Annotated in this window: 15 protein-coding genes; 10 read left to right on the top strand and 5 right to left on the bottom strand. The window is 34.8% G+C overall.

All coding sequences use genetic code 11. The features are described 5' to 3' along the window. The first annotated feature begins 11 nt into the window (after positions 1–11). Both MT489_RS14225 and MT489_RS14220 read left to right on the top strand, forming a co-directional pair. Positions 12–1118: an AbrB family transcriptional regulator gene (locus tag MT489_RS14225; RefSeq protein WP_244682226.1), complete on the top strand. Its 1107-nt coding sequence runs from the start codon at positions 12–14 to the stop codon at positions 1116–1118. Between the two features lie 347 nt (positions 1119–1465). Continuing rightward, positions 1466–1984: a GrpB family protein gene (locus MT489_RS14220; protein ID WP_244682225.1), complete on the top strand. Its 519-nt coding sequence runs from the start codon at positions 1466–1468 to the stop codon at positions 1982–1984. A gap of 75 nt (positions 1985–2059) precedes the next feature. Here MT489_RS14220 and hflX read toward each other — a convergent pair whose 3' ends face one another. Then, positions 2060–3313 carry a GTPase HflX gene (gene hflX, locus MT489_RS14215; protein WP_244682224.1) on the bottom strand — a complete coding sequence of 418 codons (1254 nt, stop codon included), beginning with the start codon at positions 3311–3313 and terminating at the stop codon, positions 2060–2062. 492 nt (positions 3314–3805) lie between these two features. Next, complete coding sequence (locus MT489_RS14210) at positions 3806–4036, bottom strand: DUF2651 family protein (RefSeq protein ID WP_244682223.1); 231 nt, start codon at positions 4034–4036, stop codon at positions 3806–3808. Positions 4037–4362: 326 nt separating this feature from the next. Here MT489_RS14210 and MT489_RS14205 point away from each other — a divergent pair, with 326 nt between their 5' ends. Together MT489_RS14205 and MT489_RS14200 are read left to right on the top strand one after the other, a co-directional pair. Beyond that, complete coding sequence (locus MT489_RS14205; protein ID WP_244682222.1) at positions 4363–4593, top strand: hypothetical protein; 231 nt, start codon at positions 4363–4365, stop codon at positions 4591–4593. 63 nt (positions 4594–4656) lie between these two features. Next, complete coding sequence (locus tag MT489_RS14200; protein ID WP_244682221.1) at positions 4657–4917, top strand: hypothetical protein; 261 nt, start codon at positions 4657–4659, stop codon at positions 4915–4917. A gap of 214 nt (positions 4918–5131) precedes the next feature. On the opposite strand, the gene MT489_RS14195 is transcribed toward MT489_RS14200, so the two are convergent. The 3 genes from MT489_RS14195 to MT489_RS14185 form a co-directional block, all read right to left on the bottom strand. Then, complete coding sequence (locus MT489_RS14195) at positions 5132–5662, bottom strand: GNAT family N-acetyltransferase (protein ID WP_244682220.1); 531 nt, start codon at positions 5660–5662, stop codon at positions 5132–5134. 156 nt (positions 5663–5818) lie between these two features. Beyond that, the gene (locus MT489_RS14190; RefSeq protein WP_244682219.1) at positions 5819–7000 is read right to left on the bottom strand and encodes an MFS transporter; all 1182 of its coding nucleotides are present in this window, start codon (positions 6998–7000) and stop codon (positions 5819–5821) included. Further along, on the bottom strand, positions 6997–7419 hold the full coding sequence (locus MT489_RS14185) for a MarR family winged helix-turn-helix transcriptional regulator (protein WP_244682218.1): 423 nt from the start codon (positions 7417–7419) through the stop codon (positions 6997–6999). Before MT489_RS14185 ends, MT489_RS14190 begins: the two co-directional genes overlap by 4 nt. A gap of 335 nt (positions 7420–7754) precedes the next feature. Between MT489_RS14185 and MT489_RS14180 the strand changes: the two genes are divergently transcribed. The 6 genes from MT489_RS14180 to MT489_RS14155 all read left to right on the top strand — a co-directional run bounded on the left by MT489_RS14180 (position 7755) and on the right by MT489_RS14155 (position 13315). After that, positions 7755–8825 (top strand): nucleotidyltransferase domain-containing protein, encoded by a 1071-nt coding sequence (locus MT489_RS14180; RefSeq protein ID WP_244682217.1) that lies wholly within the window; start codon positions 7755–7757, stop codon positions 8823–8825. 31 nt (positions 8826–8856) lie between these two features. Beyond that, the gene (locus tag MT489_RS14175) at positions 8857–9306 is read left to right on the top strand and encodes a YhfM domain-containing protein (RefSeq protein ID WP_244682216.1); all 450 of its coding nucleotides are present in this window, start codon (positions 8857–8859) and stop codon (positions 9304–9306) included. Between the two features lie 113 nt (positions 9307–9419). Next, entirely contained in the window at positions 9420–10091 is a 672-nt protein-coding gene (gene rpiA, locus MT489_RS14170; RefSeq protein WP_244682215.1) for a ribose-5-phosphate isomerase RpiA, read from the top strand. Between the two features lie 34 nt (positions 10092–10125). Next, complete coding sequence (locus tag MT489_RS14165) at positions 10126–10584, top strand: GNAT family N-acetyltransferase (RefSeq protein WP_244682214.1); 459 nt, start codon at positions 10126–10128, stop codon at positions 10582–10584. A gap of 423 nt (positions 10585–11007) precedes the next feature. Beyond that, the gene (erm, locus tag MT489_RS14160) at positions 11008–11859 is read left to right on the top strand and encodes a 23S ribosomal RNA methyltransferase Erm (protein ID WP_244682213.1); all 852 of its coding nucleotides are present in this window, start codon (positions 11008–11010) and stop codon (positions 11857–11859) included. Positions 11860–12013: 154 nt separating this feature from the next. Then, positions 12014–13315, top strand: a complete 1302-nt coding sequence (locus MT489_RS14155; RefSeq protein WP_244682212.1) for a WD40/YVTN/BNR-like repeat-containing protein — start codon at positions 12014–12016, stop codon at positions 13313–13315. The last annotated feature ends 11 nt before the right edge of the window (positions 13316–13326 follow it).

Raw genomic sequence — 13326 nt, 5'->3', positions numbered from 1 at the left:
GGTTTTATACTATGAAAAATACATTTAAACAAATATCTATTACCCTAATAATCGCAATTATTGGTGGCGTCTTATTTAGTTTCCTCCATATTCCAGTCCCGTGGCTCCTCGGACCCATGATTGTGGTGCTAATTAGTGCGAACATAACAAAACGCAAATTTGTTTGGCCAAGATCTATTCGAAATTCTGGAATGATTATTGTTGGGTATACGATTGGACTTTCGATGACAACAACAGCTTTGCATGAAATGGTGTTGCAGTTGCCTTATATGTTTTTGATGACTGTATTACTGTTATTTTTTTGTGCGGGAATTGCTTATCTCGTGTCCAAGCTATCTGATAGTGATTATAGGACGTTATTATTGGCAAGTATTCCAGGGGGACTCTCACAAATAATAATGTTGGCTGAAGAGACGAAGGGCATTAACTTGGCTATTGTTACGATTACTCAAGTTATCCGTGTAATGATTATCATCATTGTAATGCCGTTGCTTGTGCTGGTGCCGATGTTTGCTGATTCTGGTAGTGTTGGGACCTCAACTACTACCAATGTAGTTCGGGATTTATCCATTGCGAGCTGGAATCAATTGTTTCCCAACATCCTTATATTTACAGTAATATGTATCCTCTTCGCCCTTCTTGGTTCGAAAATTAAATTTCCAACCGCTTATTTGATTGGCCCAGCTATTGGAACAGCGATTTTACAAGCTTATGGCATAGAGGGACCACAATTACCTTCTCCCATCATTAATGCTGCTCAGCTAATGCTGGGCACTTATGTTGGACTAATGCTAACTCCTAATCAGATTCCTAGGAAAATAAAAACTTTCGGTCTTGCACTTGGGAGTGGATTTATGCTTGTTTTTGGGGCGATTGGTTTAAGTATTTTGCTAACGAAACTACAACCTATTTCTAACGCAACAGCCTTACTAAGCTTGGCTCCAGGGGGAATGGATCAAATGGGAGTAATTGCACACGCAATCAATGCCGATTTATCTTTTGTATCCGGCTACCAGCTGTTTAGGACCTTCTTTATTTTCTTTGCAGTTCCGCCTTTAATTAGATTGATTTTTAATATTGCGGATAAAAGGAAAATAAAGCATCAAAGTCAATCGTAATTAAAGAGTGCTTCATTATTTAGAGAAGAAGGGGCTAAATGACTAATCGAAGTAAAAAAGTCATCATAAGTGGTACGCTTTTTTGAAAGAAAGAAGATCTTAATTGATAGTAATTATATGTATGTTAACATTGGATTGGTTGTAATTACCAAAAGTGTACAAAAGGATGGTTGCCTTGAAAACCTTTCACTAATAATGGGAGTATTTGGATTAGTTGTTACGTTATTAGGAATACTTCCGTTTATATTTGCTTATCCATATTGTGATTATTGTCCGAATTCCGGTCCAAAAGTATTAGATTAGTAAAAAGATATAAAGTGTGGTGAAGAGAAATGGTGAGTCGTGCAATGAATATAGTTGTGACCAACTATGATGAAAACTGGCCAGAGTTATTTAAAAAAGAAGCTTGCAAGATACATGAAATTCTAGAAGATGAAATTGTTGAAATTCATCACATTGGTAGTACGGCAGTACCTAATTTGAAAGCTAAACCTATCATCGATATTATGCCTGTCGTTAAAAATATTGAAGTTGTTGATCAATATAATCGGAAAATGATTGAGATTGGATATGAGCCACTTGGTGAATTTGGGATGAAGGGAAGAAGGTATTTCCGAAAAGGGGGAGAAAATAGAACACATCAAGTGCATATTTTTCAATGTAATAATACATTTGAAATTGAACGCCATTTAGCAGTGCGAGATTATTTAAGACCACATAAACATGTATTAATAGAGTATGGAAAATTAAAAGAGCAACTAGCTACGGAGTTTCCTAAAGATATTGAAGGTTATAGCCTTGGTAAAGAGAAATATGTGAAAGGTCTTGAACAAAGAGCTCTTGCATGGTTAAAAATTAATGAATAATTCAAATTCTAAGGAATTTTTGCCCGGATTATCAAAGAAAGCTGCCAAGGATTCTTGACAGCTCAATTTCTGTTTCTATAGAACAATTTGTATATATTGTTGGTATTTTTCCGCATCTGCTTTTTTACATTCCACAATCAGCTTTGTTCCGTCTTCCTCATACTCAGTAGAAATAATCTGGCTATGTTCATTAAAGTAAGAAATCACTGTGCCATCAGTGTACGGTATGAGAAATTCACATGAAATATAGTCATTGAAAATGTGTTGACTAATGAGCTCTATACATTCTTCAACACCTTCACCTGTTTTTGCGGACAAGTAAAAACTGTTTTCTTGCATTAGAAAAGGTCCATCAATAAGATCAGCTTTATTATAGGCATAAATGATAGGGATATTTTCAACGCCAATATCCTTTAATACTTTATTTGTCAGCTGCTTCTGTTCTTCATGATGTGGATTGGAGTAATCAATGACATGAACAAGCAAATCAGCTTCTGTTACCTCTTCAAGAGTCGAGCGGAATGCTTTTACTAGATGATGCGGTAGTTTATTAATAAAACCTACGGTATCCGTTAATAAAAATTCCTTGTTATTGGCCAAGTTAATTTTTCTCACGGATGTTTCTAATGTGGCAAATAACATATCTTTTTCAAAAACGTATTTTTCCATCCCGGCATTATTTAGCATGGCATTCATTAGAGTTGATTTGCCTGCATTCGTATAACCAACTAATGAAACAACAGGAATTTCGTTTTTATCTCGCTGTTTTCTTTGTATTTTTCGCCTTTCAACCAATTGTTCAAGTTCTTTTGTTAAGGCAGCAATCTTAATTTCAATTTTTCGGCGGTCAAGTTCGAGTTTCGTTTCTCCGGTTCCTCTATTTTTTAGTCCAGAACCTCCACCTTGTCGTCCTAATGATTCACGACTTCCTATTAATCTTGGGAGAGTATAGTTCAATCGGGCAATTTCAACTTGGAGCTGGGCCTCTTTCGTTCTAGCCCTACTCGCAAAAATCTCTAGAATAAGCGTGGTCCTGTCGATGACTTCACAATCCAGCTTAGATTCCAAATTACGAATTTGAGAAGGGGAGAGCTCATCATCAAAAATGACGATATTTGCTTCTGTTACCGCAATCAATTCAAGCAACTCTTCGACTTTGCCACTTCCAATATAATAGGTTTTATCAAAGTGGTTTAAATTTTGTGTGACTTCTCCCAACACTAAGACATCACAAGCTTGAGCTAAATTACATAATTCCTCCATGGAATATTTGAAACTTTCGGTAGTCTTGTTCCGATTGACACCAACAACAATTGCTTTTCTTTCCATATGGATTCCCTCCAATTTTTTACAATTAGAAACACAAGTGCTCTACATGCTTAGGTAAACGGGAAAGAATGCGTCAAAAAACATTTCGAAAGGGAAATGAAAGGTCGCAATGGAGGAATCTTCGAAACGTAATCCCAAAAATTTAGACAACAAAAAAGGAGAGAATTGTACCTCCCCTTCATCTTTTATTAACATTATAAAAATGAGGTTTCCTAGATAGGCAGACCAATCCCGTAAAACCCTGCACAAGTAGCAGAGCTTTGAACATATTCAATTATCTGTTCAAAGTTTGGAATCGAAGTCTAATAGTTGCCACTTGAAACCCTCCGTTCAATTAAAGTTGAGTTCATCTTAACATGCACTATAAGAAAGAGCAATGTGAAAAAGTAAAATAATTACATTTTACAAATTATCATGGAAGGGAACACCTTCACATGCTTATTTATATGACCAAAAAAAGAGAAGGTTTCCTCATTAATAAAAGTACTTTGACTACTTTTTATGTATATTTAACTTCATAACAAGACTTACGACAATTGAAAGTGCGGTAAAGAATATCACATAGATGAAAAGTGTACCTTTAACAATAGTAGTAGCCAATAATGAAAGAATAATAAAAATTATTATAGGAGTCACATACCACTTTTTTAGTAATAAAAAACCAACAATCGAAAAAATAAAAATAATACCAGGTAGCATTAAAACTACTAAAATACCTTGCATAGGTACCATCCTTTTTTTAAATGTTAATAATTATTTATGAACTATACTATTTCTTCAAAAAATGGAAATACCCTTTAAATTTTCAAAATATTAAAACAAAAGACGGATAAATATGATAAAATGTATGGTACATATGGGAATGTGGTAAGGAATCAGTACCATAGTATTTATCTATATCTCTCAAAAGTTGAAGTTTCTCAACGCGAATTCATGAAAAAAGAAATAAAGGAGATGCAACAAAAGGTAGTACTTATTCAGTAGTTTTTAATTAAGAAGCAAATGACTGAAATTATAAAGTGATTCAAAAAAAAGGAGGAAATAGGCTTATGGAAAGAAGAACAAGTTTGATTTTGGGTGCATTATTTATCTTGGCAAGTGGTTTGATGTACTCAGTCGAACGTGTAATTTCAATTGTTCATTGGTCGGCACTCACACATACAGGATCGTTTCCTACTTCACCACCTCCTCCATCCTTGCTAGATAACCTTTTTATTCCGCTGTTTTTATTAGTCGGAATCATTTTTATATACTTTGCTTTTAAAAGGAACGGTGAATAATTGCTAATGGAGAGGGATGAATAAATAATTAGAAGCATTTATATTACTCATGTATTGCTTGGATTGTTAATCATCTTAGGACATCTTGTTGGTGGCGCAAGTGGATTTTTCCTATGGTTTCTTGATGCCATTCTTGTGACATATCCTTTTTTATTTCTACTTTCGACAACCTTATGGGGTACTATTCTTACACTGATTGCCCTTAAACTTTCTAAAAACAATCACAGCTTTGTTAAGCATTGGCTCTTAATGATGCTTTCCATACATTGGTTTACTATTGCTCTTTTAATGATTGATACGTTTAGTGTTTTTAATGATTTCTAAACTTTTGTGATAATCTTAACCTATAAGAAAAGGGACACCTAGTACCACGAATGTAGAACACCTCTAATAATATAAAATGAACCAGTAATTGATTATTTAAAGATTAAAAAACTTTTTTTGGGGTTCAATTTAGTATGGAGAATCGATAACTATTTCACTAAATAATGATAAAAACGCTCAGGCTTCTGAGCGTCATAGTGCTAACTCTTTATATTTAATGTGATTTTATTAATGAGTAAACGTTGGTATCATGAGGAATGCCGTTTTGATACATATAATTTCTTAAAATACCTTCTTTTTTAAAGCCCAGCTTTTTAAGTAACTCATTAGATGGTTTGTTTTCGATAAAAACAACTGCTCCTATGCGTGTCAAATCAAGTTCATTAAAACCGTATGATATTACTTTGGAGATAGCCTCCGTTGCGTAGCCTTTTCCCCAATAATAAGGATGAAGTTCGTAACCTATCTCAGCTCTTTTGTGCTTAGGAGACCAAACATTAAACCCAATGGTTCCGATAAGTCCTTCTTTTTCTCTTAATTCAATTCCCCATCGAATCCCACGTTTTTCTTCGTAGTTTTTTGCGAAAAACTCAACAAACTGTTCAGCTTGCTCTAAGCTTGTTAAGGTATCTTGTCCGTAATAACGGATTACGTCATTATTAGAAAAACAATCAAAAATTGCTTGAGCATCCGTGCTTATAATTTTTCGCAATCTAAGCCTCTCTGTTTCTAATATCGGAAACATTCTCCCACTCCATTTCAAAAAACCCAATAATAAATAATGTGACTTTTCCGCCGTTTATCTTTTTATATATTAACAATTTCAATATATTAACAAAAGTTCTAAAACTTATAAATCAATCAAGTTCATAGATCAAAATTCCATCTAACAAAAAATGGCCTATTGGAAAGACTTAGCTTTTTTCCCATAAGCGAAATAATACATTGGATAACAAAGCAGAATCACAATCACCATCGAAAAGAAGATGGCGCGGTAACCTGAATAAGGTTCGATAAATCCTAAAATATATGGTCCCAAGCCGAGACCTAAATCATATAAAATGAAATAAGTCGATGTAGCTAAACCGAAACGGTGTGGCTCTGTTACTTTAATCGCAATTGCTTGTGCGATTGAGTTGAAGTTTCCATAGCCTAAACCGATACATGCACTTGCCAATAAAAGCATCCAGCCAGCTGAAGCTTCGCTAAACAGGAACATCCCAACTGCGAAAATCGCGAAACATGGGTATACAATGATATTAGCTCCACGTGTATCCATTAATTTACCGGTTATTGGACGGGTGAAAATAATAACAAGAGCGTAGACTAGGAAGAAATAGCTTGCTGCTGCTACGAGATGGATTTCTTCTGCGTAAAAAGACAAGAATGACATAACGCCAGAATAGCTAAAGCCAATTACAAGCGCCACAAGTGAAATTGGTGCTGCTTTTGGTTCAATAAAACGCGTGAGGAGTGGCCCTTTTTCCACAATACTCTTCTCTTTTGATGGCTCTGTCATTTTTATTTTTACAAGGGCTAAAAAGATCATACTTCCGATAGAGAAAATAACATTGATCATATACATAATCGTAAAACCGTTATCTAGCTTCATGAGTAAAATTCCAAAGAACGGTCCGATCGCTGTGGCTAATATTGTACTTAGACTATAGTACCCAATCCCTTCACCTCTACGTTCCGCCGGTAATACTTGAGCAATAATTGTACCTGCCGCCGTTCCCATTAAACCAAATGAAATACCGTGGAATAAACGGTTAAGAAGTAAGGTTGTCGTATTAAAAATACCGAAGTAAAAAATCGAGGCAACAGTAAGTAAAATCAAGCCGGTCCAAAACACTTTTTTTGTCCCAATATCACTAATATAACGGCCAGCGCCAAGTCGGCCAAGAAGCGAGCCAATAATAAAAATACTGGATACTAGACCCGCTGTACTCGTCGATACATGAAACTCACTTTTAGCGTAGGTCGCAATGGTCACCATTAACAGGTAGAACATCAATGTTGCTAAAAAGTTGATCGTTGAAACAGCGATAAACTCCTTTGTCCATAATTTTTCTTTATTCAAAGTAATCCTCTTTTCTTTACGTTGCGCGTTAGTTGCTCTAAAACCTCGTTTACAACTTTTATTTGTTGCTCAGATACTCCTTCCAATAATTTCGATTGATACAAATCAACCGAAGCTTTACATTCTCTATATTTCAATTGTCCTGCTTCCGTTATATGCATGACCTTTTGCCGTTTATCTTTTCCGGGACGAACTTCAATAAGACCGAGGTCTATCAGTTTTTGGCCTACTGGTGTAACAGATGGTTTTTCTACCTGCCAATACTCGGCGATCTCAGAAAAAGTAGTTGGTCCATCTTCTTGTAAATAACGAAGCAAGCCCCATTGCAATTCCGTTAGCTCATGCGGCTCAAGCACTTTTAGTATTTGCTGCGTATAAGGCTTATATAGTAATTTAATTTTGGAAAAAATAGAGTACAAGAAAATCCTCCTTTAAATGGTTAGTTAACCTAACTAATTATATAATACGTGGTTTTAATTGTAAATGGATTTATTTAAAGGTATTGGGCTTAATTATGTAGAATTTACATTTTATATTAAAAAATGCTACTAAAAGGTAGGTACTTAAGAAAATAAAACGGTTCGTCTAGATATAAAGGTTTTCTAAAATTGTATGATTTTAGATAAAGTTGTGTATGGATATGTGCATGCGTTTAGTGTGGAGTTAGTGGACATCGATAATGTGAAATGAATGGTATTCCAGATTTGGATTTACCTTTTCTTTGATTGATTTTTAAATTGTAGGGAGTGTTAACATGGAAAGACACCACAGTGAACTACTCGAATCAATAATGGATGTAATTAAAACTAAATATTCAAATGATATAAGTCTACTTTTTATATATGGTTCAGTTGTTAATGGTACTGCAAATGAAAATTCTGATTTAGATATGATCTTTGTTCCTAAAACTGAGCGGGGCTGGAATCTAGCAACAACATTCATTCTCAAAGGTAGCGGTAACGATCTTTGGGGTGTAAACTGGGAACGCCTTGAAAGTTTTGCGAATTTTGATGATATGAGAGTGTCTATACTAGTCAATTCCCGCCTTGTTTATTATGCATCTGAAGAAGATAAGGAGCGCTATGAAAAATTAATAAAACAAATCGCAAGTATTCAAAATGGACCTCTCACCCCTAAACTTATTGAAAAAGCTCATCAACACCTTATAAATGCAAAACGACACTATGCTGAGCTATTTATCAGTAATAATCTTTCTGCAGCTGGGGATATAGTAATTGAAATTAGTAATACACTTTGTCTTTTGAACCATACTTTTCTACACTTTGGTGAAAAACAATTGCTTAAAGAACTTTCTTTGCTGAATCGATTACCTAAAGGATTCATGGAAGTTATTCACGAAGTGGTTGCTGCAAAGGAATATGAACAAATTCAAAAAACTTGTTTCGATTTAATACATTGTGTGGACTCATTTTTTAAAACAATAAAGAATGAGATTATACCACCTGTATCAATGTTCCATTTTAAGGGACTTTACGAGGAACTATTGTCTCATTGGAATAAAATCCGCTTTTCTTGTGAAAAAGGAGACGCTTTTAGTGCTTTTTTAGCGGCAACTAATCTTCAAACTGAGCTTAATTATGTTCAAGAACAAACTGGGATTCATAACCCAGAATTAAATTTTATCGATTATTACGATCCAGATAATCTCTCTAGTTTTGCACTTGCAGCGAACAAAGCAGAAGAAACATTTGTAAGGATTTTGAAAGAAAGCAAAATTCCAATTGCTAGCTTTGAAAATGTTGAGGATTTTAAAAATATGCTCATGAGACTAGGAGATGCATCTAGCTCATCTGGATCCGGATAGAAATCTATATTATTTTACTAGGAGGAGCATCTTGAAAGTATTAATGTGGGTTGCACCAGTAATATGTTTACTACTATTAATAGGCTGCCAATTTCGCCCTACAGAAACAATGTCTCTTTTAGATGAAAAAATAGCAGTCGTACATATCTCAAATTCAATGGGAATAGGAGATATGAATGAAGACATTCTAATATCTTTCAAAGATAAACAGTCTTTGGATATATTCGAAAAAGCCATTACATCAGCGGTTAAGAAGTCTGGTAAGGTTGACTTGGCAGAACCGGAGTATGATGTAATGGTGGAATATAAATCGAATGAAGGAGACTTACCTGTTCATGCCCTGCATTTTTGGTTGGGTAAGGAAAATGAAAAAAGTACCTTCATGTATATGATGGACGATTCTGTTTATCATACTTCCCCGCAAATGACGAACAAATTAAGAAAGTTGATTTTATCGAAGCATCCCAGTAAACAATTGTAGTTCCGATTTTTTACAACTCATATCCCCCTGACAACTGGGATTATTTTTTTAAATAGGAAGAGATATAATTACAATTAAAGTTATAACTTATTAAATTTCAGGTGGGTGTTGACATGGATGCTAAAAAGCTAGCTGGTGAAAAAGCAATTGAATTCATCGAAAACGATATGATAGTAGGTCTCGGAACGGGTTCTACTGTTCATTGGTCAATATTAAAGCTAGGTGAACTTGTCAAACAAGGACTTAATATTAAAGGAGTTCCTACATCTAGACAAACTGAACAGCTTGCCAACGAGTTGGGGATACCATTAGTAGGCTTGTCTTCAATTGATCAAATAGATTTGACTGTAGATGGAGCAGATGAGGCTAATCCGGATTTTGAGCTTATAAAAGGTGGCGGAGGAGCCTTATTACGAGAAAAAATGGTAGCATCTATTTCGAAACGAATGATCGTTGTGATGGACGAGACGAAATATGTAGCGAATTTGGGGAAATTTCCATTACCCGTTGAAGTCACACAATTTGGCTGGGAAATGACGTGCAGACAAATAAAGTCTTTAGGTTGTGAACCTAAATTACGACTTAATAATAATCTTCCTTTTATTACGGATAATGGCAACTATATATTGGATTGTGATTTTGGGGAAATATATGATGCCGAGAATCTTAATCATACATTAAATATGATTCCTGGCGTTGTAGAGAATGGGCTTTTCGTTAATATGACAGATACGATGGTCATTGGAAATAGAAACGGACATGTCGATATTTTATATAAAAGTTGAATGAGTGTTGATTTCTGTTGCAAGGAGGTAAGGGATGAAAGGGTATGAAGTCAAACGAATAAATAACGTAATGAATGAAAATATATACCCACTGGTAGAAGAAAGTAAAAAAGCTGGTTTTCGTTTTCTTCAAAAATTAGTAAGTAATTATAGCGACGGGTCCAATACTTTCAACATGCCTGGTGAAGCTTTATATGGTGTATACAGACAGGATGGTGTGCTGATTGCTGTTGGGGGAATTAACATTGATCCTTTTTCTAACAATCCACATATTGGTCGTTTGAGGAGATTTTATGTAACCGAAGATTGTCGTAGAAATGGAGTAGGGACGCTCTTATTAAAAATGTTAATTTCCGAAGCAAAGAATCATTTTCAAATAATAGTATTAAACAGTACACCACAAGCTGATGCATTTTACACTTCATTTGGGTTTACAAAAAGCGATAAATACCCGAATTCTACTCATTACCTCACACTTAAAACATATTCGTAAAAGAAATTTTTGGAATAAAAAGAAAATAACCTTTGTAATGCCTTCCTATCTATGTTAGATTAAAAGTACTTTGATGATCGGAGGGTTGTTGAAAAATGGGTATTGTATGGATTAGATTGCGTTTTTCAACTTTATGCAGCTAATTGAATAGCGCCTAAAGTCTCTGCCTGTAAGCAGAGTAAACGGGATCCGTCTGTCCTTTTTTAATAATCTTCATTAAAAAACTTATTATATATGTATTTGTGAAGAAAGGTGGATTGTTCTGCCTTTCTTTTTTGTGGAAACATCCCTAGTCCTTAATTGGTGTGGATTATTTGGGATATGGTTCAAGCTTCAACTTTTGTTTATAAAGTCGAGGCTTCTTTCCTTTACTCTAAATCGCAGGCAGAAGACTGTGATTTATTATATTGGAGGGAAAATCATATGACCAAAAGAACACATAGGTATAGTAATAAAAAATTAAGTCGAGGAGAGCCTCCCAATTTTTCTGGTCAGCACTTAATGCACAATAAAAAGCTCCTTCATGAAATAGTAGATCGTGCGAACATAAGCAAAAAAGATACAGCTTTAGAATTAGGAGCGGGAAAAGGTACTTTGACGACAGTCCTAAATGAACGTGCAGGAAAGGTATTGGCTGTAGAATATGATTCTAAATTCGTTGAAATTCTTACAAAGAAAACCGCAGAATACAAAAATACGAAAATCATTCATCAAGATATAATGAAAATCCATTTGCCGAGAGAAAAATTTGTTGTTGTATCAAATATTCCTTTCTCCATAACGACACCTATTATGAAGATGCTTCTAAATAATCCATTAACTGGCTTGCAAAGAGGGGTCATTGTGATGGAAAAAGGTGCTGCGAAACGGTTCACATCAAAATTTGTGAAAAATCATTATGTTTTAGCGTGGAGAATGTGGTTTGATCTTTACTATATAAAAGAAATTTCCAGAGACCATTTCTCACCTCCACCAAGGGTAGATTCCGCCATACTTTTGATAAAGAGAAAGGTAGAACCGATTGTTTCATACAAATATTACGCAACCTTTCTGGGACTTGCAGAATATTCCCTTAATAATCCGAATCTATCAATGGATATAGCGTTAAAGGGTATATTTACCCCTCTACAAATGAAGAAATTAAAAAGAAGCTTGTCCATTCAACAAGATACCCCAATCGGTCGATTAACCGAATCTCATTGGGGAATAATTTTTGATACAATGACTAAGTATGTGCAACGCCCCCTTTGGCCAAGAACAAAAAAGAAACTTTAAATAATTTTAAGAGCATGTGAATTCGATTTTTCGAAACATGCTCTTTTGAAATTGATGAGAAATTTTAATAGATTTAAGTGAAGAAAAGAAGTTGCTATTGAAACTGACATCGGATAATGTTAGGGAAAAGATTAACCAAAGAGGTTGAAAGTATATGAAACTCACACAAAATCGTTTAGGGATTATCATTATTATTTTACTGATAGCAATAGTGTGTTTGATGTTTTTTTATCCTAAAAGTGAAAAAGAGCCTATCGGAAATATGCCGAACGATAAATTTAACGAAAAAGCAATACATCAGAAATTACCACTAACAATAACGGTAAGTGAAGATGATACAAAAGCTGAAACCATTGCTTATCGTTTGTGGTTTGATTTGATGCAATCCTTTAAAGATGACGGGTTGATTAAGAATGCTTATTTTAAAAGATTCCATTTATTAGAGGGTAACGAAAATGAATTCATTGTTGCGGTCGTCTATCAAGTGGAGCTAGGAGAAGGTGTAGAAACTAGTTTTGGTGGGGAAAATGAAGAGGGCCTTGTTGATAATATTGTTTGGAAATTGAGGATTCGAAAGGATGCAGAGGCAACATACACGTTAGCAAACTTTGAGAATTCAAATGACAGTTTGATTGGCCTCCCTACAGTACAAGATGAGGAAAGTTATCAAAAGGAAGCCGGCATAGCAACAAATGAAGACTTTCGATACGAAATCGCAAATGGCATTTTAAAAATAACATACAATAACGGAAAAAGTTGGGTAGAAGTACCAGCTACGATAGAAGAATTATTCGGGGGAGATTTCAGCGGCTCTAAAAATTATTTAATAGACGGTAGCTATATCATTTATCCTCAGAAAACAGCTTTTGTACTATCATCAAATCAAGAACTGTTCCTATTAATAACAACGAATCAAGGAAAAACATGGGACAAAGTATTGATAAAAGATCAATTACCTTCCGTACGTCAAAGATTCGTAGGTTTTACATCAGTAATGAATGGCTATCTTATTTTTACATGTGATCGAACGATGTCTAGCGAAGCGAACTTTGTGATGAAAACAAATGATGGAGGAAAAACGTGGGAAGCCGCTGGATCAGTGGATGAGATATATTCATTAGTGACGGATGGTAACTTTATTAATGATAAACTGGGATTCATATCTTTTGGATCGATTAATATAATGGACCAACCGCCAAGACCGTTGCTTTATCGTACTAACGACGGAGGAAGTAATTGGGAAGAAGTAGAAGTTCCAATCCCAGATGAGTATAAAGGAATATTCATTGTCGCAGAAGCCCCTGTTTTTAAAGATGGTCTAGGAATCTTAATAGTAAATCAAGGACCTAATGGAGATTATCTCGGAGGTAATGTTTTAGCAAAGTTTATATCCGAAGATGAAGGGAAAACTTGGGTTTTCTCTAGTTTAGTCGATCCAAATAATGTGTTGGATTAAGGAGGGAAAAT

The sequence above is a fragment of the Lederbergia wuyishanensis genome (assembly GCF_022900255.1).
Taxonomy (GTDB): Bacteria; Bacillota; Bacilli; order Bacillales; family Bacillaceae_C; genus Lederbergia; species Lederbergia wuyishanensis.
The sequence above is the reverse complement of the archived record's forward strand: the minus strand, read 5'-3'. Positions and strand labels throughout refer to the sequence as shown.

Excerpts from the sequence above, each read along its gene's own strand:
- MT489_RS14225 (WP_244682226.1), top strand. The coding sequence starts at position 12 with ATGAAAAATACATTTAAACAAATATCTATTACCCTAATAATCGCAATT.
- MT489_RS14220 (WP_244682225.1), top strand. The coding sequence starts at position 1,466 with ATGAATATAGTTGTGACCAACTATGATGAAAACTGGCCAGAGTTATTT.
- hflX (WP_244682224.1), bottom strand. The coding sequence starts at position 3,313 with ATGGAAAGAAAAGCAATTGTTGTTGGTGTCAATCGGAACAAGACTACC.
- MT489_RS14210 (WP_244682223.1), bottom strand. The coding sequence starts at position 4,036 with ATGCAAGGTATTTTAGTAGTTTTAATGCTACCTGGTATTATTTTTATT.
- MT489_RS14205 (WP_244682222.1), top strand. The coding sequence starts at position 4,363 with ATGGAAAGAAGAACAAGTTTGATTTTGGGTGCATTATTTATCTTGGCA.
- MT489_RS14195 (WP_244682220.1), bottom strand. The coding sequence starts at position 5,662 with ATGTTTCCGATATTAGAAACAGAGAGGCTTAGATTGCGAAAAATTATA.
- MT489_RS14180 (WP_244682217.1), top strand. The coding sequence starts at position 7,755 with ATGGAAAGACACCACAGTGAACTACTCGAATCAATAATGGATGTAATT.
- rpiA (WP_244682215.1), top strand. The coding sequence starts at position 9,420 with ATGGATGCTAAAAAGCTAGCTGGTGAAAAAGCAATTGAATTCATCGAA.
- MT489_RS14165 (WP_244682214.1), top strand. The coding sequence starts at position 10,126 with ATGAAAGGGTATGAAGTCAAACGAATAAATAACGTAATGAATGAAAAT.
- erm (WP_244682213.1), top strand. The coding sequence starts at position 11,008 with ATGACCAAAAGAACACATAGGTATAGTAATAAAAAATTAAGTCGAGGA.
- MT489_RS14155 (WP_244682212.1), top strand. The coding sequence starts at position 12,014 with ATGAAACTCACACAAAATCGTTTAGGGATTATCATTATTATTTTACTG.